At 66.0% G+C, this 23,125-nt stretch carries 17 protein-coding genes; 16 read left to right on the forward strand and 1 reads right to left on the reverse strand.

The annotated features are described in order from the left end of the window. From DUGA2_RS26320 to DUGA2_RS26345, 6 genes are all read left to right on the forward strand, one after another. Positions 1 to 1,287, forward strand: a complete 1,287-nt coding sequence (locus DUGA2_RS26320) for an EAL domain-containing protein (RefSeq protein WP_083296483.1) — start codon at positions 1 to 3, stop codon at positions 1,285 to 1,287. A gap of 43 nt (positions 1,288 to 1,330) precedes the next feature. Next, positions 1,331 to 3,031 (forward strand): methyl-accepting chemotaxis protein, encoded by a 1,701-nt coding sequence (locus DUGA2_RS26325; RefSeq protein ID WP_070272364.1) that lies wholly within the window; start codon positions 1,331 to 1,333, stop codon positions 3,029 to 3,031. A 17-nt stretch (positions 3,032 to 3,048) separates the two neighbouring features. Beyond that, positions 3,049 to 4,710: a methyl-accepting chemotaxis protein gene (locus tag DUGA2_RS26330; RefSeq protein ID WP_070272365.1), complete on the forward strand. Its 1,662-nt coding sequence runs from the start codon at positions 3,049 to 3,051 to the stop codon at positions 4,708 to 4,710. A gap of 11 nt (positions 4,711 to 4,721) precedes the next feature. Continuing rightward, a complete protein-coding gene (locus DUGA2_RS26335; RefSeq protein WP_070272366.1) occupies positions 4,722 to 5,258 on the forward strand; it encodes a chemotaxis protein CheW in 537 nt (178 codons plus the stop codon). Between the two features lie 22 nt (positions 5,259 to 5,280). Beyond that, entirely contained in the window at positions 5,281 to 6,852 is a 1,572-nt protein-coding gene (locus DUGA2_RS26340; RefSeq protein ID WP_070272367.1) for a methyl-accepting chemotaxis protein, read from the forward strand. Between the two features lie 89 nt (positions 6,853 to 6,941). After that, a complete protein-coding gene (locus DUGA2_RS26345) occupies positions 6,942 to 8,426 on the forward strand; it encodes a methyl-accepting chemotaxis protein (protein ID WP_070272368.1) in 1,485 nt (494 codons plus the stop codon). A 69-nt stretch (positions 8,427 to 8,495) separates the two neighbouring features. Here the strand turns inward: DUGA2_RS26345 and DUGA2_RS26350 are convergent, their stop codons facing one another. After that, positions 8,496 to 9,314 (reverse strand): class I SAM-dependent methyltransferase, encoded by an 819-nt coding sequence (locus tag DUGA2_RS26350; RefSeq protein WP_070272369.1) that lies wholly within the window; start codon positions 9,312 to 9,314, stop codon positions 8,496 to 8,498. 468 nt (positions 9,315 to 9,782) lie between these two features. Between DUGA2_RS26350 and DUGA2_RS26355 the strand changes: the two genes are divergently transcribed. Genes DUGA2_RS26355 through DUGA2_RS26400 form a run of 10 tightly spaced genes read left to right on the forward strand, consistent with a single transcriptional unit; the run spans position 9,783 to position 23,123 of the window. After that, on the forward strand, positions 9,783 to 11,420 hold the full coding sequence (locus DUGA2_RS26355) for a TldD/PmbA family protein (RefSeq protein ID WP_070272370.1): 1,638 nt from the start codon (positions 9,783 to 9,785) through the stop codon (positions 11,418 to 11,420). Between the two features lie 17 nt (positions 11,421 to 11,437). Continuing rightward, positions 11,438 to 12,775, forward strand: a complete 1,338-nt coding sequence (locus DUGA2_RS26360) for a TldD/PmbA family protein (protein ID WP_070272371.1) — start codon at positions 11,438 to 11,440, stop codon at positions 12,773 to 12,775. 54 nt (positions 12,776 to 12,829) lie between these two features. After that, positions 12,830 to 14,467 carry a TldD/PmbA family protein gene (locus DUGA2_RS26365; RefSeq protein ID WP_070272372.1) on the forward strand — a complete coding sequence of 546 codons (1,638 nt, stop codon included), beginning with the start codon at positions 12,830 to 12,832 and terminating at the stop codon, positions 14,465 to 14,467. A gap of 3 nt (positions 14,468 to 14,470) precedes the next feature. Next, a complete protein-coding gene (locus DUGA2_RS26370; protein ID WP_070272373.1) occupies positions 14,471 to 15,808 on the forward strand; it encodes a TldD/PmbA family protein in 1,338 nt (445 codons plus the stop codon). 10 nt (positions 15,809 to 15,818) lie between these two features. Continuing rightward, positions 15,819 to 16,439, forward strand: coding sequence for a DUF4159 domain-containing protein (locus tag DUGA2_RS26375; protein ID WP_008444191.1), 621 nt, complete (start codon positions 15,819 to 15,821; stop codon positions 16,437 to 16,439). A gap of 2 nt (positions 16,440 to 16,441) precedes the next feature. After that, a complete protein-coding gene (locus DUGA2_RS26380) occupies positions 16,442 to 17,440 on the forward strand; it encodes a MoxR family ATPase (protein ID WP_083296484.1) in 999 nt (332 codons plus the stop codon). Between the two features lie 9 nt (positions 17,441 to 17,449). Further along, positions 17,450 to 18,364, forward strand: a complete 915-nt coding sequence (locus DUGA2_RS26385) for a DUF58 domain-containing protein (RefSeq protein ID WP_070272374.1) — start codon at positions 17,450 to 17,452, stop codon at positions 18,362 to 18,364. Between the two features lie 13 nt (positions 18,365 to 18,377). After that, the gene (locus DUGA2_RS26390; RefSeq protein ID WP_070272375.1) at positions 18,378 to 19,439 is read left to right on the forward strand and encodes a BatA domain-containing protein; all 1,062 of its coding nucleotides are present in this window, start codon (positions 18,378 to 18,380) and stop codon (positions 19,437 to 19,439) included. After that, a complete protein-coding gene (locus DUGA2_RS26395; protein ID WP_070272376.1) occupies positions 19,423 to 21,459 on the forward strand; it encodes a DUF4175 family protein in 2,037 nt (678 codons plus the stop codon). Before DUGA2_RS26390 ends, DUGA2_RS26395 begins: the two co-directional genes overlap by 17 nt. After that, positions 21,456 to 23,123, forward strand: a complete 1,668-nt coding sequence (locus DUGA2_RS26400; protein ID WP_070272377.1) for a hypothetical protein — start codon at positions 21,456 to 21,458, stop codon at positions 23,121 to 23,123. Before DUGA2_RS26395 ends, DUGA2_RS26400 begins: the two co-directional genes overlap by 4 nt. Positions 23,124 to 23,125: the final 2 nt, after the last annotated feature.

A 23,125-nucleotide genomic window follows, 5' to 3' on the forward strand; every position in this document is an offset into this window, starting at 1 on the left:
ATGGCCACCGACACGCTCACCGACGCCGCCGCCACTGCCGCCGCCGTGCCGGCGCCGGCCCGCGCATGGGCCGGGCAGCGCGTGCTGGTGGTGGAGGACAGCGCGGTGCAGCGCGGCTACCTGGCCGGCCTGCTGCGCGAGCTGGCCTTCGGCGAGGTGCTGGAGGCGGCCGACGGCAACGAAGCCCTGCAGCTGCTGGAGCGCCTGGGCGGCGATGCGATCTTCCTGGTGCTGACCGACCTGGAGATGCCGGGCATGGACGGCATCGAGCTGACCTGCCAGCTGCGCGAGCGGCGGCTGGCGCAGAACCTGATCGTGGTCAGCGCGCGCGATCCGCGGCTGCTGGAGATCATCGAGAGCATGGATTTCGACGATGCCTGCCTGGACCTGCTGGGCACCCTGCTCAAGCCGGTGCAGCTCGATGCGCTGGCGCAGCTGCTGGCGCGCGCCGGCCGCAAGGCGGTCATCAAGCCGGCCTGCGCGCCGCCGGACCTGCCGAACCCGGACGAGCTGGCGCGGGCGGTGGCGCAGCAGGAGTTCATCCCCCATTTCCAGCCCAAGGTGGCGATCCGCAGCGGCCAGCTGAAGGGCCTGGAGGCGCTGGCGCGCTGGCGCCATCCGACGCGCGGCCTGCTGTCGCCGGCGCACTTCATCGATGCGATGGAGGGCACGCCGCTGATGGCGGAGTTCACGCTGAGCATGGTGCGCCAGGTGCTGGAGCGCCTGCAGGAATGGACCCAGTCCGGCCTGCCGCCGCTGACGGTGTCGGTCAACCTGTCGGCCGACAACCTGGCCGAACGCGGCTTCATCGACCGCCTGACCGCGCTGGTGATGGCATCGGGCGTGGCGCCGTCGTCGCTGGTGTGGGAAGTGACCGAGACCAGCGTGATGCGCCAGCTGTCGCAGGCGCTGACCAATATGGGGCGACTGCGGCTGATGGGCTTCGGCCTGGCGATGGACGATTTCGGCATCGGCTATTCGTCGATGCAGCAGTTCGCCCGCTGCCCGTTCACCGAATTGAAGATAGACCGCGCCTTCGTCAACGGCGCGTCGCAGTGGCCGAACCGGCATGTGGTGCTGAAGAGCGCATTGGACCTGGGGCAAAGCCTGGGCGTGGCGACCGTGGCCGAGGGCGTGGAGACGCTGGAGGACTGGCAGCTGTTGCGCGAGCTGGGCTGCGACCTGGCGCAGGGCTATCTGCTGGCCAGGCCGATGCCGGCCGAAGAGTTGGTGGGATGGATCAGGCAGGACCGGCGCAGGCTGCGCGCGCTGGCGGAGCAAGCGTAGTTAAAACAATATCCGATCAGTAGCATCTCTGGGGGGAATCATCATGTTGTCGACGTTAATGGTCAGGACCAAGATACTCATCTTGCTGGGAGTGGCGGTGCTTGCGCTGGTGGTGGTGGTGACGATCGGCTTCCTCGGCCTCAAGCAGGAAGGCGCGATGCTGATGGAGATCGGCAGGAACCGGCTGCCGTCGATCCAGGCGCTGCAGGCGGTCAGCGAAGGCCAGACCGCGATGCGCTCGGCCAACCGCTCCATCGATACGGTGGCCGCCTATCCGGACGAGGTGGACAGCGTCGCCCATGAGATCAAGCGCAAGGCACAGATCTGGGGCGAGATCGACAAGGCGTGGAAGATCTACGACGCGCTGCCGCAGGAGCCCGAGGAGGCGGCGCTGTGGAAGACCTTCGTCAAGCAGTGGGATGCGTGGAAGGCGCGCGACGCCATCCTCACCGATCTGGCCGGCCAGATCGTGCGCGCCGACGCCGGCAAGCGCAAGGAGCTGTTCGTCGCCCTGCACACGGCCATCAAGGAAGCCCGTCCCTTCTTCCACGACGCCGAGGAAAGCCTGAACAAGCTGGTCGATCTCAACGCCGGCTACAGCGAAACCGCCGTCAAGAACGCCGAGGAGGCGTCCGCGCGCGCGCTCAACCTGATGTACACCACGGCCGGCGTGGCGCTGGCGCTGCTGGTGTCGCTCGGCCTGGTGATCCTGAACGGCATCATGAAGCAGCTGGGCGGCGACCCGTCGTATGCGTCGAAGATCGTGCGCCAGGTGGCGGACGGCGACCTCAGCGCCGACGTCGCGCTGAAGAACGGCGACACCAGCAGCCTGCTGGCGGCGATGAAGAGCATGATAGAAAAGCTGTCGCACGTGGTGCAGGAAGTGAACAACGGCGCCGAGGCGCTGGCCAGCGCCTCCGAGGAAGTGAGCGCGACGGCGCAGTCGCTGTCGCAGGCCGCCAGCGAGCAGGCCGCAGGCACCGAGCAGACCAGCGCCTCGGTGGAGCAGATGACGGCGTCGATTTCGCAGAACACGGAGAACGCCAAAGTCACCGACGGCATCGCCAGCAAGGCGGCGCTGGAGGCGGCCGAGGGCGGCGACGCGGTCAGGTCGACGGTGGCGGCGATGCAGCAGATCGCCAAGAAGATCAGCATCATCGACGACATCGCCTACCAGACCAACCTGCTGGCCTTGAACGCGGCGATCGAGGCGGCGCGCGCCGGCGAGCATGGCAAGGGCTTCGCGGTGGTGGCGGCCGAGGTGCGCAAGCTGGCCGAGCGCAGCCAGGTGGCGGCGCAGGAAATCGAGCAGGTGGCGTCGAGCAGCGTCGAACTGGCGGAGAAGGCCGGCCGCCTGCTGGACGAGATGGTGCCGAACATCCGCCGCACCTCCAACCTGGTGCAGGAGATCACGGCGGCGTCGGAAGAGCAGTCGGCCGGCGTCGGCCAGATCAATTCCGCCGTCACGCAGCTGAGCCAGACCACGCAGCAGAACGCCTCCAGTTCCGAGGAGCTGGCCGCCACCGCCGAGGAGATGAGCGGGCAGGCCGAGCAGCTGCAGCAAACCATGTCCTTCTTCAAGCTGGCCGGCGTGTCGCGCCCCATCCGCACGGCGGCCGCGCCGCGCAAGCCGGGCAAGCCGAGCGCGCGCGCCGGCGGCCGCATGGCGCCGACCGGCGTTGGCGGCAACCGCCGCATGACGGAAATGAGCGAGCCCGATGAATCGCACTTCGTTAAATTCTGAACGACAAGGGAGGCACTATGCTGCGCCAACTGAAGATCAGCACTTATCTGGGCTTGTCGTTCGGGTTTATCGTCGTGCTGCTGATCGGCGGCATCATGCTGGGCATCTCCAAGCTGGGGGCGATCAATGACCTGAACAATGTCGTCATCCAGGACCGTTATCCGAAAGTCGTGCTGACCTATAAATGGATAGGCGACGTCAACCTGATCGCGCGCTCGCTGCGCAACGCCATCATCTTCAGCGACCCCAAGACCGTCAACCAGGAACTGGACCGCATCGCCACGGCCGATGGCCGCATCGCCGACATCGTCAAGAAGCTCAAGGAAATCGTCCGCAATCAGAAGGGCAAGGACTTGCTGAGCAAGACGCTGGCCGCCGAGAGCCAGTACCTGGCGGTGCGCGCCGAGTTCATCGCCCTGGTGCGCGCCGGCCATGCCGACCAGGCCCGCCCCATCCTGATCGAAAAGCTGCGGCCGGCGCAGAGCGCTTATTTCGGCGCACTCGACGCGATGAACGATTACCAGGCCGAGGCGATGGCGGTGGCCGACAAGGAAACCGACGAGCAATACGACAGCGCGCGCACGCAATTGATCGCCACCGGCGCCGTGGCCGCCGTGATGGCCTCGCTGCTGGCCTTCCTGATCGTGCGTGGCCTGATGCGCCAGCTGGGCGGCGAGCCGGCCTACGCGGTCGACGTGGTGCGCGCCGTGTCCGATGGCGATCTGGGCGTCGAGGTGCGCTTGCGCGCCAGCGACAACACCAGCCTGCTGGCGGCGATGAAGGGCATGATCGAAAAACTGTCGCAGGTGGTGCACGAGGTGAACAATGGCGCCGAAGCGCTGGCCAGCGCCTCCGAGGAGGTGAGCGCGACGGCGCAGGCGCTGTCGCAGGCCGCCAGCGAGCAGGCCGCCGGCACCGAGCAGACCAGCGCCTCGGTGGAGCAGATGACGGCGTCGATTTCGCAGAATACGGAAAACGCCAAAGTCACCGACGGCATCGCCAGCAAGGCGGCGCTGGAGGCGGCCGAGGGCGGCGAGGTGGTCAAGTCGACGGTGGCGGCGATGCAGCAGATCGCCAGGAAGATCAGCATCATCGACGACATCGCCTACCAGACCAACCTGCTGGCGCTGAACGCGGCGATCGAGGCGGCGCGCGCCGGCGAGCACGGCAAGGGCTTCGCGGTGGTGGCGGCCGAGGTGCGCAAGCTGGCCGAGCGCAGCCAGGTGGCTGCGCAGGAAATCGAACAGGTGGCATCGGGCAGCGTCGACCTGGCGGACAAGGCCGGCCGCCTGCTCGACGCGATGGTGCCGAACATCCGCCGCACCTCCAACCTGGTGCAGGAAATCACGGCGGCGTCGGAAGAGCAGTCGGCCGGCGTCGGCCAGATCAACGCGGCCGTCACGCAGCTGAGCCAGGCCACGCAGCAGAACGCCTCCAGCTCGGAGCAACTGGCCGCCACCGCCGAAGAGATGAGCACCCAGGCCGAACAGCTGCAGCAGACCATGGCCTTCTTCAAGCTGGCCGGCATGTCGCGCCCCATCCGCACAGCGGCGGTGGCAGTGGCGCGCAAGCCGGGCAAGCGTGGCTTGCCGGCGGCGCGGCCGGGCGGCGGCCTGGGCGGCCATCGCCACATGGCGGAAATGAGCGAACCCGACGAATCGCATTTCGTCAAATTCTGAGAGAGGCGGCGATGAATACCATGATCCGATCCGACCCGAAGGCCGAACAGAAGCAGCTCGCGGCCGCGGCCCCGTCGCAATTTCTCAGTTTTATGCTGGGACAGGACATGTTCGCCATCGGCATCCTGGCGGTGCGTGAAATCCTGGAGTACGCCGGGGTGACGCCGGTGCCGCAGATGCCGCCCTGTATCAGCGGCGTGATCAACCTGCGCGGCACGGCGGTGCCGGTGCTGGACCTGGCGCGCAGGCTGGAGCGCGAGCCTTCGCCGATCGGCAAGCGCACCTGCATCATCGTGGTCGAAGTCGACAGCGACGACGGCCCGTTCGTGATCGGCATCCTGGTCGACGCGGTCAATGCGGTGCTGGATATTCCGCCGGCCGATATCGAACCGGCGCCCAGCTTCGGCGCCCAGGTGCGCGCCGAAATGCTGCAGGGGATAGGCAAGGTGCAGGGGCGCTTTGTGCTGCTGCTGAACGTGCAACACGTGGTATCGGCCAGCGAGATTGCCGCGCTGGCGGCCGGCGGCGCGCTGCCGCTGGAATCTTAACGCAGTCAACCGGGAGTTCCCTATGTTTGCCAAGATAACAGTCAGGACCAAGATCCTGACGCTGATCGCTGTCGCCGTTCTGGCGCTGCTGCTGGTGATGGTGATCGCCTTCCAGGGCTTGAAAAAAGAAGGGGCAATGCTGGCCGATATCGGCAAGAACCGCATGCCATCGGTGCAGGCGCTGATGGCCATCAATGAAGGCAAGACCGCGATCCGTTCCTCCAACCGCGCCATCGATACGGTTGGCGCCTACCCGGACGAGGTGAACAGCGTCGCCCATGAGATTAAGCGCCGCGCCGAGATCTTCGGCGAGATCGACAAGGCATGGAAGGTCTACGACGCGCTGCCGCAGGCCAGCGAAGAGGCCGCGCTGTGGAAGACCTTCGTCAAGCAGTGGGACACGTGGAAGCAGAAGGACGCCGAGTTCGGCGAGATGCTCAAGCAGATCCTGGCCGCCGACGCGTCCAAGCGCAAGGACTTGTTCGCCGCGCTGCACGCCAAGCTGACCGCGAATCGCCCCGCCTTCCATGATGTCGAGAGCAGCCTGGACAAGCTGGTGGCGATGAACGTCAAGTACGGCGAGGATGCCGTGGCCGAGGCCGATGCCGCGTCGGCCAGCGCGCTGACCAGCATGTACGTGGCCTCCGGCGTGGCGCTGGCCTTGCTGGTGTCGCTGGGCCTGTTGATCCTGAACGGCATCCTGCGCCAGCTGGGCGGCGATCCGGGTTATGCGGCGGAGATCGTGCGCCAGGTGGCGGACGGCGACCTGAGCGCCGACGTCGCGCTCAGGCCGGGCGACACCCGCAGCCTGCTGGCGGCGATGAAGGGCATGATAGAAAAGCTGTCGCAGGTGGTGCAGGAGGTGAACAACGGCGCCGAGGCCTTGGCCAGCGCCTCCGAGGAAGTGAGCGCGACGGCGCAGTCGCTGTCGCAGGCGGCCAGCGAGCAGGCCGCCGGCACCGAGCAGACCAGCGCCTCGGTGGAGCAGATGACGGCGTCGATTTCGCAGAACACGGAAAACGCCAAAGTCACCGACGGCATCGCCAGCAAGGCCTCGCTGGAGGCGGCCGAGGGCGGCGAGGCGGTCAAGTCGACGGTGGCGGCGATGCAGCAGATCGCCAAGAAGATCAGCATCATCGACGACATCGCCTACCAGACCAACCTGCTGGCGCTGAACGCGGCGATCGAGGCGGCGCGCGCCGGCGAGCATGGCAAGGGCTTCGCGGTGGTGGCGGCCGAGGTGCGCAAGCTGGCCGAGCGCAGCCAGGTGGCGGCGCAGGAAATCGAACAGGTGGCGTCGAGCAGCGTGCAGCTGGCGGAGAAGGCCGGCCGCCTGCTCGACCAGATGGTGCCCAATATCCGCCGCACCTCCAACCTGGTGCAGGAGATCACGGCGGCGTCGGAAGAGCAGTCGGCCGGCGTCGGCCAGATCAACGCGGCCGTCACACAGCTGAGCCAGACCACGCAGCAGAACGCCTCCAGTTCCGAGGAGCTGGCCGCCACCGCCGAAGAGATGAGCGGGCAGGCCGAGCAGCTGCAGCAGACCATGGCCTTCTTCAAGCTGGCGGGGAGCGGCCACCGGCATCGTGGGTAGTACGCCACAGGTGAGTATTGGTGAGATTTGCAGCGGCGGATTGGTTCACAATGCATCGTGGACCTCCCTGTCGACTGGAGAAATCTCTCATGTTCAAGCAGATGAAAATGGAGACCCGGCTGCATGCCGGTTTTGGCGCCATCGTGTTGCTGGTGGTGCTGCTGGGCGTGATCGCCTTCGCTAAGCTCAGTTCGCTTCACGAGCACTGGACCGATTTCGAGACCGTCACGCTGGCGCGCAAGAACGCCGTGCTGGAGGGCGTTACCGCCCACGGCCATGCGGTGCGCCACTTCAAGAACTACATCCTGCGCGGCGGCGACAACAACGTGCAGTTCCGCGCCGACCTGGCGGCCATCGACAAGGAGATGGCCGGCTACAAGGGCGGCGGCGGCCTCACTGCGGACGAACAGACGCTGCTCAACGATGTACTGGCCGGCACCAAGGCCTACGCCGACAGCATGAGCAAGCTGGAAGCCATGCAGGAGAAGGGCATGACGGCGCTGGAGATGGACAAGGCCATCAAGGGCGCCGACGAGGCCATCTCGACCGCCTTCCGCAAGCTCCTCAAGGTCAACGATAGCGAAACCAAGGGCGAATCGGCTGCCATGACGGAAGTGACCGATTCCGCCAAGCGCCTGATCCTGGCGATGGACGTGCTGATCGCGGTGCTCGGTTGCGTGCTGGCGGTGTGGCTGGCGCGCAGCCTGTCGGGCATCGTGCGCGAGGTGCAGCAGGTGGTTGCCAGCCTGGCCGGCGCGTCGGAGGAGGTCAGCTCGACGGCGCAGTCGCTGTCGCAGGCGGCCAGCGAGCAGGCGGCGGGCGTGGAGGAAACCAGCGCCTCCATCGAGCAGATGACGGCGTCGATCGCGCAGAACACCGAGAACGCCAAAGTCACCGACGGCATCGCCACGCAGGCGGCGGTCGACGCCGCGCGCGGCGGCGAGGTGGTCAAGGCCACGGCGGCGGCGATGAAGCAGATCGCCAGCAAGATCGGCATCATCGACGACATCGCCTACCAGACCAATCTGCTGGCGCTGAACGCGGCCATCGAGGCGGCGCGCGCGCACGAACACGGCAAGGGTTTCGCGGTGGTGGCGGCCGAGGTGCGCAAGCTGGCCGAGCGCAGCCAGGTGGCGGCGCAGGAGATCAGCAAGGTGGCGTCGGACAGCGTGGAGCTGGCCGAGCAGGCCGGCCAGATGTTCGATGCGCTGGTGCCCAATATCCGCAAGACGTCGGACCTGGTGCAGGAGATTTCGGCGGCGTCGGAAGAGCAGACTTCCGGCGTGCGGCAGATTAACAGCGCGGTGATCCAGCTGAGCCAGACCACGCAGGTCAACGCGGCCAGTTCGGAGGAACTGGCGGCCACGTCGGAAGAGATGAGCGCCCAAGCCGAGCAGCTCGGCCAGTTGATGGCGGTGTTCAAGCAGTATGCGCTGGACGACGCGCCGCGCGTGTCGCCGCTGCGGCGCGCGGCGGTGCTGAAGGCGGGCGCGGCCCGCTCGCCCCGCTCGCCGCGCAAACTCGATCTCGTGGCCGACGGCGCGCCGGACGAGAACAAGTTCACGCGCTTTTAACCCCGCAGGGCCACGCAGGGGTCGGACCCCGTACGGGGGCCGACCCCGTTGGCGACTCGCCGGTTCGGGTTAAGGCTTGACGAACTTCAGCGTCATGCGGTCGCTCTCGCCGATGGCCTTGTACATCTCGCGGTCGGCGTCCTTGTTGGCGTAGGTCGGCGGCAGCGCCCAGACGCCGCCTTTATGTTCGGCTTTGTCCTTCGGATTGGCGTTGACCTCCGACTTGTCCGCCAGCTTGAAGCCGGCCGCTTCGGCCAGGCCGATCACATACTTCTCGTGCACATAACCTTCGCTGGCGCCTTTGCCCTCCAGCTTGGAGGCCGGCAGGCGGTGCTCGACCACGCCGAACACGCCGCCTTTCTTCAGGCTGGTGTAGACGCTGCCGAACAGCGCCTTCATGTTGTCCGGGCCGCTCTCCGTCCAGTTGTGGATGTTGCGGAAGGTGAGCACCATGTCGACGCTGCCGGCCGGCGCGAACTCATACTTGCGCGGCGGCGAGAACACGCCCAGCGCCACCTTGTTGTACACCTCCGGCTTGGCGTTCAGGCGCGCCATGTAGCGCTCCGCGGCCTTGCGCTCGTTGGCGTCCGGCGAGGCCAGGTCGTTGCCGGCGGCGATCAGCTTGCCGTGGTCGCGCAGGTAGGGCGCCAGGATCTCGGTGTACCAGCCGCCGCCCGGCGCCAGCTCCACCACCGTCATCGTCGGCTTGATGCCGAAGAAGCTCAGCGTCTCGTACGGATGGCGGTAGACGTCGCGCTCGACGTTGGCCGGGGTGCGCGATGGCGCGGCGATGGCGGCCTTCAGCGCAGCGTCTTCGGCGGCGATGGCGCCGGCGGCGCTGAACAGCATGGCGGTGGTGGCCAGGGCGGCAAGGACGGTTCGTTTCATGCAGAGTCTCCTGAGGGTTCGTATGGTTGGACGATGCGCGCTTGCTCGCCCTGCGCGATCATGGTCCAGGGCGGCGGGCAGGTCAAGCGAATTGGGATGGCGCTCCGCCGCACCGTGACGGAGCATCGCGCACCGCTGCGGCGCAGCATTTCCATCGCCCTGCGCAAGCGGACACTCGCGGACACTCGCGGACAGTCCGGCGGACACTTAAACGGACACTCCAACCATGCCGTTCGCCGCAAAAGCAGCGGCTTTCAACATGATTACTCGTGGCACAAAATTTGCCTATCTCGTTCCTTGATCCGGCGCTAATATTGCTAAACCGGCGGAAACGGCGGCGGATATTCAGGTGTAGTGCAAAGCAACGAGCGGTAAAGAAGTAGTTCCAGCTAGAAGAGCAAATAAAAAGCAGAACCCCGGGCGACCGGCCCGCAATCTAATCCTTGCTGTTACGTTTTTGGAGATACGATGGAACGACGTGCATTCCTCAATGTTAGTAGTCTGGCCCTGGGCACGATGCTGCTGCCCGCCTTCGGTCGCGCAATCGCGGCGGAAGAACTGCTCAAGCCAGTCGCCCTGCAATTCAAGAAAATGCTGGCCGACACCGCGCTGACCGCGGCGACCCAGGCCGGCGCCTCCTACTGCGACGTCCGCGTGGGCCGCTACCTGAACCAGTTCATCACCACCCGCGACCTGAACGTCGAGAACGTGGTCAACACGGAATCGGCCGGTGTCGGCGTGCGCGTGATCGCCGGCGGCGCCTACGGCTTTGCCGCCACCAACGACATGACGCCGGACGGCGTTGCCGCCGCCGCCCGCCAGGCCGTCGCCATCGCCAAGGCCAACGCCAAGCTGCAGACCGAGCCCGTCATCCTGGCCCCGGTCAAGGGCGTGGGCGAAGTGGCGTGGGCCACCCCCATCGTCAAGGACTGGCGCACCGTCGCCATCAAGGAGAAGGCCGACCTGCTGATCGCCGCCAACAAGGCCGGCATGGAAGGCGGCGCCAGCTTCATGCAGTCGCTGCTGTTCCAGGTGAACCAGCAGAAGTACTTCGCCTCCACCGACGGCTCCTACATCGACCAGGACCTGCACCGCCTGTGGATGCCGGTGTTCGCCACCGCCGTCGACCAGAAGACCAACAAGTTCCGCTCGCGCCAGGGCCTGTCGTCGCCGGTCGGCATGGGCTACGAATACCTGGATGCGCGTCCGGAGCACAAGATCAAGGCGGCCGGCGGCGTGACCACGCTGTACACCAAGTCCTACGACCTGATCGAAGATGCGCGCGCGGCCGGCAAGCAGGCCAAGCAGAAGCTGACCGCCAAGTCGGTCGAGCCGGGCAAGTACGACCTGGTGCTGTCGCCCGAGCACATGTGGCTGACCATCCACGAATCGGTCGGCCACCCGACCGAGCTCGATCGCGTGCTGGGCTACGAGGCCAACTACGCCGGCACCAGCTTCGCCACGCTGGACAAATGGCAGTCGAAGAAATTCAAGTACGGTTCGGACATGGTCAACATCGTCGCCGACAAGACCACCCCGGGCTCGCTGGCCAACGTCGGCTACGACGACGAAGGCGTCAAGTGCAAGCGCTGGGACATCATCAAGGACGGCATCCTGGTCAACTACCAGGCCACCCGCGACCAGGCCCACATCATCGGCGAGAAGGAGTCGCACGGCTGCTCGTATGCGGACAACTGGAGCAGCGTGCAGTTCCAGCGCATGCCCAATGTCTCGCTGCAAGCGGGCAAGAAGAAGATGACCCCGGACGAGATGGTCAAGGACGTCAAGAAGGGCATCTACATCGTCGGCGACGGTTCCTTCTCGATCGACCAGCAGCGCTACAACTTCCAGTTCGGCGGCCAGCTGTTCTACGAAATCAAGAACGGCAAGATCGGCGAGATGCTGGAAGACGTGGCGTACCAGTCGAACACCCAGGAGTTCTGGAATGCCTGCGCCGGTCTGTGCGACGAGCGCGATTGGCGCATGGGCGGTTCCTTCTTTGACGGCAAAGGCCAGCCTTCGCAGGTGTCGGTGGTGTCGCATGGCTCCAGCACGGCGCGCTTCAACGGCATCAACGTCATCAACACCGCACGCAAAATCGGCTAAGCCCTGGAGACCACGAGATGAAGAATTTGAGTCAAGACGAAGCAAAACGTATTTGCGACAAGGTGCTGTCGCTGTCGAAGGGCGACCAGTGCGAGGTGAACATCACCGGCAGCCGCAAGGGCAATATCCGCTACGCGCGCAACGCCGTGTCCACCGCCGGTTTGATCGAGGACACGCAGCTGATCGTGTCGGTCGCCTTCGGCAAGAAGCAGGGCATCGCCACCATCAACGAGTTTGACGACAAGTCGCTGGAAAAAGCCGTGCGCCGCGCGGAAGACCTGGCCCGCCTGGCGCCGGAAAATCCGGAGTTCGTGGCCACGCCGGGCAAGCAGCAATACAAGGCCAGCGACACCTTCTCGCAGAAGACCGCCGACATCGATCCTGAATTCCGCGCCCAGGTCGCGGCCTACAGCATCGAGAACAGCAAGAAGAACAAGCTGGTGGCAGCGGGCTTCTTCAGCGACACCTCGTCCTTCACCGCCATCGCCAACTCCAACGGCGTGTTCGGCTACCAGCAGGACACGGGCCTGGACTTCACCGTCACGGTGCGCACGGAAGACGGCCGCGGTTCGGGCTGGGCCAAGCGCAGCGTCGGCGATGTCAGCAAGTTCGACGCGCGCGAAGCGTCCAACGTGGCGATTGAAAAGGCGCTGCGCTCGGTGGACGCCAAGGCGCTGGAGCCGGGCCGCTACACGGTGATCCTGGAACCGGCCGCCACCTCGGACCTGCTGGGCTATATGTTCAACGGCTTCGACGCGCGCCAGGCCGACGAGGGCCGCAGCTTCCTGTCGAAGAAGGGCGGCGGCAACCGCCTGGGCGAGAAGCTGTTCGACGAGCAGGTCAACGTCTGGACCGACCCTTGGGACAAGGACGTGGCGGTGATGCCGTGGGACGGCCAGAACATGCTGGCCCGCGAGCGCATGGACATCATCAAGGGCGGCAAGATCGCCAACCTGGACTACTCGCGCTTCTGGGCGCAGAAGCAGGGCAAGCGCGCCGTCGGCTCGCCGGGCAACATCATCATGGCCGGCACCAACAAGTCGACCGAGGAGCTGATCGCCAATACCAAGAAGGGCGTGCTGGTCACGCGCACCTGGTACATCCGCATGGTCGATCCGCAGTCGGTGCTGCTGACCGGCCTGACGCGCGACGGCACCTTCTACATCGAGAACGGCAAGATCAAGCATCCGATCAAGAACTTCCGCTTCAATGAAAGCCCGGTGACGATGTTGAACAACATCGAGGAACTGGGCCGGCCGGAGATCCTGTCGGGTGACGAGTCGCAGTACCAGCTGCTGATACCGGCGATGCGGGTGCGCGACTTCAACTTTACCTCGCTTTCCGACGCGGTTTAAAGCATCAAGGGGCCGGACTAGTTCCGGCCCTGTTACATTTTTCAGGGAGTTAATGTGGAACGACGTTCATTTCTAAAAGTTAGTGCCGCCGCCGGCGGCAGCCTGCTGATACCGGTCTTCGGCAACGCCATCGCGGCCGAAGAGCTGCTCAACCCCGTGGCCGTGCAGTTCAAGAAGTCGCTGGCCGACGCCGCGATGAACGCCGCCACCAAGGCCGGCGCCAGCTACTGCGACGTGCGCATCGGCCGCTACCTGAACCAGTTCCTCACCACGCGCGACCTGAACGTGGAAAACATCGTCAACACCGAATCCTCCGGCGTCGGCGTGCGCGTGATCGCCAACGGCGCCTACGGCTTCTGCTCGACCAACGTCATGACGCTGGATTCGGTGGCCGCCGCCGCGCGCCAGGCCGTCGCCATCGCGCGCGCCAACGCCAAGCTGCAAACCGAGCCTGTGGTGCTGGCCCCCGTCAAGGGCGTGGGCGAAGTGGCGTGGGCCACGCCGTTCAAGAAGGACTGGCGCACGGTGCCCATCAAGGAAAAGGCCGAGATGCTGATCGCCGCCAACAAGGCCGGCCTGGACGCGGGCGCCAGCTTCATGTCGTCCAACCTGTTCCAGGTGAACCAGCAGAAGTACTTCGCCTCCACCGACGGCTCCTACATCGACCAGGACATCCACCGCCTGTGGTCGCCGCTGACCGCCACCGCCGTCGACAAGGCCACCAACCGCTTTCGCACGCGCGACGGCTTGTCGTCGCCGGCCAGCATGGGCTATGAATTCTTCGACGCGAAAGAGTCCAACAAGGTCAGGGCCGCCGGCAACGTCACCACGCTGTACAAGGGCGCCTACGACTTGATCGAGGATGCGCGCGCCGCCGGCCGCCAGGCCCGCGAAAAGCTGACCGCGAAAACCGTCGAACCGGGCAAGTACGATCTGGTGCTGTCGCCGGAACACCTGTTCCTGACCATCCACGAATCGGTAGGCCACGCCACCGAACTGGATCGCGTGCTGGGCTACGAGGCCAACTACGCCGGCACCAGCTTCGCCACGCTGGACAAGTGGAAGAGCAAGAGCTTCAAATACGGTTCGGATCTGGTCAACATCGTCGCCGACAAGACCACCCCGGGCTCGCTCGGCTGCGTGGGCTACGACGACGAAGGCGTGGCCTCCAAGCGCTGGGACCTGATCCGCAACGGCATCCTGGTCAACTACCAGGCCACGCGCGACCAGGCGGCCATCATCGGCGAGAAGGAATCGCACGGCTGCTCCTACGCGGACAGCTGGAGCAGCGTGCAGTTCCAGCGCATGCCCAACGTGTCGCTGGAAGCGGGCAAGAAGCCGCTGACGCCGGACGACATGGTCAAGGACGTCAAGAAGGGCATCTACATCCTGGGCCGCGGCTCGTACTCGATCGACCAGCAGCGCTACAACTTCCAGTTCGGCGGCCAGCTGTACTTCGAGATCAAGAACGGCAAGATCACCAACCAGCTGGAGGACGTGGCCTACCAGTCCAACACGCAGGAATTCTGGAACGCCTGCTCGGCGCTGTGCGATGAACGCGACTGGCGCATGGGCGGCTCCTTCTTCGATGGCAAGGGCCAGCCTTCGCAGGTCAGCGCCGTGTCGCACGGTTCGCCGACCACGCGCTTCAACGGCATCAACGTCATCAACACCGCTCGCAAGATAGGATAAACAATGAAGATGCTGAATCAGGAAGAAGCAAAACGCATTTGCGACAAGGTGATGTCGCTGTCCAAGGCCGACGAATGCCGCGTGCAGATCAGCGGCGCCCGCAACGGCAATATCCGCTACGCGCGCAACGCGGTGTCGACCGCCGGCCTGACCGAGAATACGCAGCTGAGCATCAGCGTCGCCTTCGGCAAGCGCCAGGGCACGGCGTCGATCAATGAGTTCGACGACAAGTCGCTGGAAAAAGCCGTGCGCCGCGCCGAAGACGTGGCGCGCCTGGCGCCGGAGAATCCGGAGTTCCAGCCGGCGATCAAGAAGCAGGAATACAAAACCTCGGCCACCTACAGCGAGGCCACGGCCGCCATCGATCCCGAATACCGCGCCGAAGTGGCGGCCGCCAGCATCAACGCCTGCCGCAAGCAGGGTTTGGTGGCTGCCGGCTTCTTCAGCGACACCACCGGCTTCGAAACGGTGGCCAACTCGAACGGCGTGTTCGGCTACCAGACCTTGAGCAACCTGGGCTTCACCGTCACCACCCGCACCGAGGATGGCCGCGGTTCCGGCTGGGCCACGCGCTCGGCCAACGATGCGAAGAAGTTCGACGCCCGCGAAGCGTCCGAGATCGCGATCGAGAAGGCGCTGAAATCGGTGGAGGCCAAGGCGCTGGAGCCGGGCCGCTACACGGTGATCCTGGAGCCGGCGGCGACGTCGGAAATCATCGGCCGCATGTTCGGCGCCTTCGATGCGCGCCAGGCCGACGAAGGCCGCAGCTTCCTGTCGAAGAAGGGCGGCGGCAACCGCCTGGGCGAGAAGCTGTTCGACGAGCAGGTCAACGTCTGGGCCGATCCGTGGGACAAGGACGTGCCGGTGCTGGCGTGGGACGGTTCGTCGATGCTGGCGCGCGAGCGCACGGACGTCATCAAGAACGGCAAGATCGAATCGCTGGACTACACCCGTTACTGGGCGGAGAAGCAGGGCAAGCGCGCCGCCGGCCGTCACGGCAATATGATCATGGCGGGCGGCGGCAAGTCGACCGAGGAGCTGATCGCGTCGACCAAGAAGGGCGTGCTGGTCACACGCACCTGGTACATCCGCATGGTCGATCCGCAGTCGGTGCTGCTGACCGGCTTGACGCGCGACGGCACCTTCTACATCGAGAACGGCAAGATCAAGCATCCGATCAAGAACTTCCGCTTCAACGAAAGCCCTGTGTCGATGCTGAACAATATCGAGGAGCTGGGCAAGCCGGTGGTGATCGGCGGCGACGAGGTGCGCTTCCAGATGCTGATCCCGCCGATGAAGGTGCGCGACTTTAACTTCACCTCCTTGTCGGACGCGGTTTAAAGGCGAGGTTGTGGCCAACTACGATTTTTACTTCACCCGCCTGACTTACGAGTCGGGCGACTGGGATGTCGATATCCGCATGCCGAGCAACGTGCTCAACTCGCTGGTCGAATATACGACCTTGCGTGTTGATCCCGTCGAGCGCATCGTCGCGCTGTCCGATCCGAAGATGCTGGAGGCGCCGTTCTGCTACTTCGCCGGCCACAAGCTGGTGCAGTTCACGCCGGCCGAGCGCAAGAACCTGGAGCGCTACATCAAGGGCGGCGGCTTCCTGTTCGTGGACGACTGCAACCACGATATCGACGGCCTGTTCGCCAAATCGTTCGAGGCCGAAATCGCCCGTATCTTCGGGCCGAAGGCGCTGCACAAGATACCGAATACGCATCCGGTGTATTCGAGCTTCTTCCATTTCGACGGTCCGCCCAACACCAGCGTGGAGCTCAACGGCTGGGGCGACGATCTGGTGCACGACTACCTGAAGGCGGTGGAAGTCGGCGGCCGCGTGCGGCTTTTGTACAGCAACAAGGACTACGGCTGCGAGTGGGACTACGACTTCCGCAACAAGCGGTGGCTGGTGGTCGACAACACCCGCTTCGCGGTCAATATCATTCAATATGCGTTGGGAGCTTGATCTTGGATAGTGCAATCGCCTGGAGCGAAAATGAAATCGGCGCGCTGAGCGCCAAGGTGGCGGCGCTGAAGGCGAGCATGTCCCGTGTGATCATCGGCCAGGAAAACGTGATCGATTCGCTGATCATCTGTTTGCTGGCCGGCGGCCATGCATTGGTGGAGGGCGTGCCGGGACTGGGCAAGACGCTGCTGGTCAAATCGCTGTCGCAGGCGACGGATATGGACTTCCACCGTGTGCAGTTCACGCCGGACCTGATGCCGTCGGATATCGTCGGCACCGAGATCCTGGAAGAAGACCATGCGACGCGCAAGCGCGAGTTCCGCTTCCAGCAAGGGCCGGTGTTCACGCAGGTGCTGCTGGCGGACGAGATAAACCGCGCGCCGCCGAAGACGCAATCGGCGCTGCTGGAGGCGATGCAGGAACGCAGCGTGACCTTCGCCGGGCAGACGCACAAGCTGCCCAAGCCTTTCTTCGTGCTGGCGACGCAGAACCCGATCGAGCAGGCGGGCACCTATCCGCTGCCGGAAGCGCAGCTGGACCGCTTCCTGCTGCGTATCGACGTGGTGTACCCGACCGAGGAAGAGGAGATCGCGATGGTCTCCGCCACCACCCACGCGGGCCTGAAGGATGCGGACCCGGTGATGGACGTGGCGACGCTGCTGCGTTTGCAGCAGCTGGTGCGCGACATCGAGATCGGCGATCATCTGCTGGCCTATGCGACGCGCCTGGTGCGCGCCACGCGTCCGGCGCTGACGACGGTGCCGGCGGTGAAGAAGCACGTGGGCTGGGGTGCTGGTCCGCGCGCGGGACAGGCGCTGGTGCTGGCTTCCAAGGCGCGGGCGCTGATGCACAACCGCCTGGCCGTCACGCGCGAGGATATCGCCGAGATGCTGCTGCCGGTGCTGGCGCATCGTGTGATCCGCAACTTCGAGGCGGAGGCGGACGGTGTGGCGATTGCTGACATCCTGCTGGCGCTGCGCGAGCATATTCGCCCGGAATAACAGGCCGCGATGCAATCGACCTTTAAACCGTCCGCCGCCACCATGACGGCGATGATGGCGCAGACCAAGGACCTGGAGCTGGTGATCCGCCACGTGCTGGCGGGGCTGGGCCACGGCCTGCATGCGGGCCGCGAGCGTGGCGCCGGCGTGGAGTTCTCCGAGTACCGGGCCTACGCGCCGGGCGACGAGTGGCGCCGCGTGGACTGGAAGCTGTTGGCGCGCGCGGACCGCTACTTCGTCCGCGAGGCGGAGCGCGATAGTCATGTCGCTACCTGGCTATGGCTGGACGCCAGCGCGTCGATGGCGGAGCCCAGCCGCGATATCAACGGCGTGGACAAGCTGTGGTTCGCGCGCACCGTGCTGGCCTGCGTGGCGGCCATCGCGCAGCGGCAGGGCGACGCGTTCGGGCTGGTGGTGTGCAGCGGCGGCAAGGTCGAGTTCACGCAGGCTTCGCGCGGGCCGCGCCAGTTGCAGCGCGTGCTGGCGCAGCTGGCCAAGGCCAAGCCGGAAGGCGTTTTGCCAAGCGCTGAGGTGCTGAAGGCGAATCTGCATTTCGCGCGGTCGCCGAGTCTGATTTTTGCTGCCAGCGATTTCCTTGACTGGCCGTCGCCGCTGAGCGAGGCGCTGCTGCGCTTGCGCAGCCTGCGGCATGACGTGCGCCTGCTGACCTTGCGCACGCAGGCGGAGGTGGATGCCAGCTTCCGCGCCGGCGCCGCGTACCGTGATCCGGAGTCGAGCGATGGCCTGCATCGTTTGACCAATGCGGACCGCGACGGCTACAGGCAGCAGAGCCGGGCGCACTTCGATGCGGTGGCCACCAGCTGCCGTCAAAACAATATCGTCCACTACGAGGCGCGTATCGAGCAGCCTTTGGGCGGCGTGCTGCGCAGCTGGTTGCAGCTGGCGGGAGCGCGCGCAAAATGATGATGGGTTGTCGATGCTGAGTTCTTATCCATTCTGGTGGCTTGCGTTGCCGGTGTTGCTGCTGCCGGTGTGGTGGCATCGCCAGAAGCGTCAACGCTTGAAGGCCGAGCCGCTGGCGACGGCGCGCTTCCTGCCGTCGGCCGCGCCGGAGCAGTTGCGCGTGTGGCAGTGGCGGGACCGCTTGCTGTTGCTGGTGCGCTGTCTGATGCTGGTGGCGTTGATCGCCTGGCTGGCCGCGACCATCTTCCCGTGGCGCGGCGATACCGTGCTGCTGGACGCCGGTGCGGACAAGGCATGGGCGGAGCAGCAGATCGCCGCCGCCGGCATGGGCGCGGCGCAGCGTATCGAGCTGCCGCCGCAGGGCATGCAATGGCTGCGCCAGCACGAGCGCGACTGGCGCCCCAGCGCGCGCCTGCTGATCGTCGCCCGCGCCGGCCAGCTGGCAATGCCGGCCCGCATGCCGCAATTCAGCCATCAAGTGGAAGTGCGTACCAGGCTGCCGGCCGCCGCCACGCCGTCCGCCGCAGCGTCGGCGCCGACACCGGCCGGACGCCACGTTGTGCTGGCGGGCGCACAGGAGCAGGGGGCTGCATGGCGCTCGCTGTTCGCCGCCTTCGACCGCGCCGGCGACGGCGCGATCCGCTACACACTCGCTGCCGAGCCAAGCGCCAAGACCGAATTGATCGTATGGGACTCCGCCGCCACGCCGCCCGCCGGCTGGCACGCCCCGCACTGGTGGCTTACCTCGCAAACCGCCTTCCCCGAACTGGCCAACGGCTCCACGCTGACCGTCAACGGCCTCACGCTGAAATACGCCGACTCCCCGCGCGGCCGCCTGTGGCTCACCGACGCCTGGCCGGCCCGCGACGCCGACACCGCGCGCGCCATCTACGAAGCCTGGCAGCAGCTCAAAGCCGCTCCCGCGCCTGCCTACCCGATGCCATCGCAAACCCTGGCCGCCGCCCGCAGCGCGCTGCCCGCCATCACCGACGCCAAGCCCGCCACCTGGCTCGCGCTAGCCCTGCTCGCGCTGTTTTTACTCGAACGGATACTGACCCATGTACGGCGAAACTAACACCCTGCGCCGTCGCCTGTGGGCCGCCGTGCTGCGCCGGCGCGTACCGCAATGGCTGGCCGCACTGGCTCCGCTGGTCATCGCCCTGATCCTGCTGCACGCCGCCCGCCCCCTGGTCATCGCGGCGATACTGCCATGGACCATCTGGGTGGCCGCAGACATCTACCGCTGGCGCCGACGCCTCAAGCGTGAATGGACCTCCTGGCTGGACGCCGCCATCCCCGCACTGGAAGACAGCAGCACGCTGCTGGCCGCCGACGCCACCACGCCCATCGCCAGGCTCCAGCAGGAGCGCCTGCGCGCCCGCCTGGCCTCCGTGCTGGCCGACGACGACTACCGCAGCATCGCCCGCACCCGCGTGCGCGTCGGCGTTTTGCCTGTGCTGCTCAGCCTTGCCGCAGCAGGCGCCGCATGGGGCTACCACGGCAAGCAGACCGCCGCCGTTGCATCCATCGCTGACGCCCAGACAGCAAAAGCCATCGTCGACGGTGAAATCTACCTGAGCGTCACGCCGCCGGCCTACACCGGCGTCAAACCATTCGAAACCGCCGCCCGCGACCTTCAGGTGCCGCAATTCTCCGAAGTGCGCTGGTGCGTGCGCAATCCGAGCGGCGCGCAGCCGGCGGTGGAGCTGGGCGACGGCCAGACCCTGCCCGTCACCGAAGCCTGCGCCGTGAAGCGCGTCGAAGAATCGCTGTTCTGGCGCGCGCGTGGCAAGAACGGCACGCGCTACAACATCCGCGTCACGCCCGACCAGGCGCCGCAAGTCACCATCATCGAGCCGACCGAGTTGATACACATCCTGTCCAAGGATGCCAAAACCGTGCAGATCGCCGTCACCGCCCGCGACGACTACGCCATCGTCCGCGCCAGCCTGCACATGACGCTGGCGCGCGGCAGCGGTGAGAACATCCGCTTCAGCGACCGCGAAGTACCGCTGCCGCAATCGCCGGACCCCAAAGTCCGCAACTGGAAAAAGCAGTGGACGCTGACGGAACTGGGCATGGAACCCGGCGACGAGTTGTACTTCTTCGTGCGCGCCACCGACAACTCGCCGGACAATCCGCACACCACCCAATCGCCCACCTACACGCTGCGCCTGCCCGCGCCGGAAGCGGAGAGCCTGGAATCGACCGCCTTGCCGTCCATGGCCAAGCCCGAGAACCTGCGCAGCCAGCGCCAGATCATCATCGACACCGAGCAGCTGGTGGCCGATATGCAGGCCCACCCCAACATGCCCGTCGCCACGGTGCGCGCCCGCAGCGAAGCCATTGCCTCGGACCAGGCCAAGCTGCGGCTGCGCTACGGCCAGTTCCTCGGCGAGGAATCCAGCCTGTTCGGCGACGAGCACGACCACGAGGGCGAGGAACACCGCGATGCTCCTGCGGCCTTCGGCAGTCAGATGTCGGTGCTGAAGGAGTTCGGCCACGCGCACGACCAGGAAGACAACGCCACCATCTTCGATCCCAAGACCAAGGCGGTGCTGAAGCGCGCCTTGTCGGCCATGTGGGATGCCGAAAAATCGCTGCGTGCGATAAGCCCCAAACCGGCGCTGCCGCCCGAGTACAAGGCGCTCGAAGCGATCAAGGAACTGCAGGCGGCGGAGCGCATCTACCTGCACCGCACGGCCTTCGTTCCCCCCGCTTTGAAAGAAGAGAAACGCATGAGCGGCGACATCGTCGGCGTGTTGAGCTACAAGCGCGCGCAGGGGGCGGCGGACAACACGGTGCCGGCCGAGGTGCGCGAACTGGTGCAGGCGCTGTCGCAGGACGGCGCGCTGCCGGCGCTGTGGAGCAAGGCGGCGCGCGACACCATCGTCGCTCGCATCGTCGACCAGGAACAGAAACTGAGCGCCCAGCGCGCGGTGCAGGATGTGCAGGATGGCTGCGCCGCCTGCCGTGGCGAACTGCGGGCCTGGTTGCGCGGCACGCTGACGGATGCACCGGTGCTGCTGCAGGCGCGGCCTTCGACGGATACGCCGTTCCGTCAGGCCTGGAGCGGCAAGGAGCAACAGAAATGATGGACATGGATTTTACGGCCGCTATCGTCACCGCGCCGGCGGTCGTGCCACTCGCCGCGCTGGCAGCCGGCGCGGCCGGCGCCGTGCTGTATGGCCGCAAGCGCAAATGGATCGACGCCGCATTGATCGTCGCGGCATCGGCATCGCTGGCCGTCGCGCTGGCGGACATCCGTTTGCCTCAGGCTGGCGACAACATCGTGGCCGTGGCGACCGATGCATCCGGCGGTATCGGCGAGGCATCCTTGCTGGCGATTTCGCGTGCGCAGTCGATCGCCTTGAGCGGCGACGGCCTGCGCGAAGCGGAGTGGCGCGATCTTCCGGCACGCCGCGTGCAATGGAAGCCAGCCGCCGCCGATCTGCTGTGGCTGGACTTCCCGCGCTCGATGTCGCTCGGCCGCATTTTCACGCTGACGGTGCGGCGCGGGCAGGCGCAATCCGGCTGGCGCTTGCAGCTGCTGGCCGAGAACAAGCAGGTGCTGGCCGATTCGCAGATCGCCGCCACGGCCACGTCGCAACTGAGCGTGCAGTGGCTGCCGCCTGTAGCGGAGGCCATGGTGTTGCAGGCGCGCTTGCTCGATGGCGCCGGCAAGGTGATTGCGCAAGGTCCGGTGCCATTGCAAGTCAAGGATGCTTTGCCCTTGCAGATACAGGGCCGCTTCGACGCGCCGTCGTTCGATGCCCGTGCCTTGAACCAGCTGCTGGCCGACGGCAGCGCGATACTGGACTGGAACGTCACGCTTGGCAAGGCCGTGGCCCGCAGCGAGACCGCGCGCGCACCGTTGACTGCGCCGAATGCGATGTTTGTCGATGCTGCCTATGTCGAGCATATGAATCCGTCGGCGCGCAGCGCCTTGCTGGCGCAGACGCGGCAGGGCGTGCCATTGGTGGTACTGGGTTCCAACGCCGCCGATGCGGGGATGTGGCAGCGCGAGTTTGGTTTGCGACTGCGTCCGCAATCGGTGACCACGGAGAAGGAAGATACGCGCCAGTTCACCGTCGCCGGTGCTGCGCTGGCGATGCCGCCTGCGGGGCTGAATCCGGACGATAACGCCGCCGCGCCGTGGTCCGTGGTGGCGCGCGATGGCAAGAAGCTGCCGTGGCTGTGGCAGCGCGATTTGCAGCAGGGACGCGTGGTGTGGGTGGGCGTGTCGGACTGGCACCGTTATGCGATCAGCTCACCGCAGGCACTGGCCTTGTGGTGGCAGGGGGCGATGGACAGTATCGCGCTGGCCAGCGTGCAGAAGACCGGCTGGCAGATGGCCGATCCGATGCCGCTACCCGGCTTGCGCAGCGAGATTTGCGCGCAGGGCGTGAAGACCGGAACGGTGCTGGACGTTGCAGGCGCCGCGCCGCTTCAGTTGCAGCCGCGTGCGGACAAGGCGGAGGCGGCATGCGCCGCGTTGTGGCCGCAGAAGGCCGGATGGATGACGTTCAAAGCGGCCGGCGTGGCGGAGCAGGGCATGGAGTATGTGTACGCCCGCACCGATTGGCCGGCCTGGCAGAAGGCGCTGCGCCGCGACGCGACCACGCTCTACGCGGCGCGTGCGACCAACGCCGAAGTCGAAGCCGCCCAGCCGCCAAGCCGCCCGCTGCCGGTTGCGCCATTCGCCGTATTGTTCGCGCTGTCCATGCTGGGCCTGTGGTGGCGCGAGCAGCGTCGCTGAAC

Origin of the sequence: Duganella sp. HH101 (assembly GCF_001758795.1) — a bacterium.
In the GTDB taxonomy this organism is placed as follows: Bacteria; Pseudomonadota; Gammaproteobacteria; order Burkholderiales; family Burkholderiaceae_D; genus Rugamonas; species Rugamonas rivuli.

Bases quoted from the DNA above. Each gene is read 5' to 3' on its own strand.
- DUGA2_RS26400 (WP_070272377.1), top strand. From the start codon at position 21,456: ATGATGGACATGGATTTTACGGCCGCTATCGTCACCGCGCCGGCGGTC.
- DUGA2_RS26335 (WP_070272366.1), top strand. From the start codon at position 4,722: ATGAATACCATGATCCGATCCGACCCGAAGGCCGAACAGAAGCAGCTC.
- DUGA2_RS26390 (WP_070272375.1), top strand. From the start codon at position 18,378: ATGCTGAGTTCTTATCCATTCTGGTGGCTTGCGTTGCCGGTGTTGCTG.
- DUGA2_RS26340 (WP_070272367.1), top strand. From the start codon at position 5,281: ATGTTTGCCAAGATAACAGTCAGGACCAAGATCCTGACGCTGATCGCT.
- DUGA2_RS26360 (WP_070272371.1), top strand. From the start codon at position 11,438: ATGAAGAATTTGAGTCAAGACGAAGCAAAACGTATTTGCGACAAGGTG.
- DUGA2_RS26395 (WP_070272376.1), top strand. From the start codon at position 19,423: ATGTACGGCGAAACTAACACCCTGCGCCGTCGCCTGTGGGCCGCCGTG.
- DUGA2_RS26355 (WP_070272370.1), top strand. From the start codon at position 9,783: ATGGAACGACGTGCATTCCTCAATGTTAGTAGTCTGGCCCTGGGCACG.
- DUGA2_RS26385 (WP_070272374.1), top strand. From the start codon at position 17,450: ATGCAATCGACCTTTAAACCGTCCGCCGCCACCATGACGGCGATGATG.
- DUGA2_RS26330 (WP_070272365.1), top strand. From the start codon at position 3,049: ATGCTGCGCCAACTGAAGATCAGCACTTATCTGGGCTTGTCGTTCGGG.
- DUGA2_RS26325 (WP_070272364.1), top strand. From the start codon at position 1,331: ATGTTGTCGACGTTAATGGTCAGGACCAAGATACTCATCTTGCTGGGA.
- DUGA2_RS26345 (WP_070272368.1), top strand. From the start codon at position 6,942: ATGTTCAAGCAGATGAAAATGGAGACCCGGCTGCATGCCGGTTTTGGC.
- DUGA2_RS26320 (WP_083296483.1), top strand. From the start codon at position 1: ATGGCCACCGACACGCTCACCGACGCCGCCGCCACTGCCGCCGCCGTG.
- DUGA2_RS26350 (WP_070272369.1), bottom strand. From the start codon at position 9,314: ATGAAACGAACCGTCCTTGCCGCCCTGGCCACCACCGCCATGCTGTTC.
- DUGA2_RS26370 (WP_070272373.1), top strand. From the start codon at position 14,471: ATGAAGATGCTGAATCAGGAAGAAGCAAAACGCATTTGCGACAAGGTG.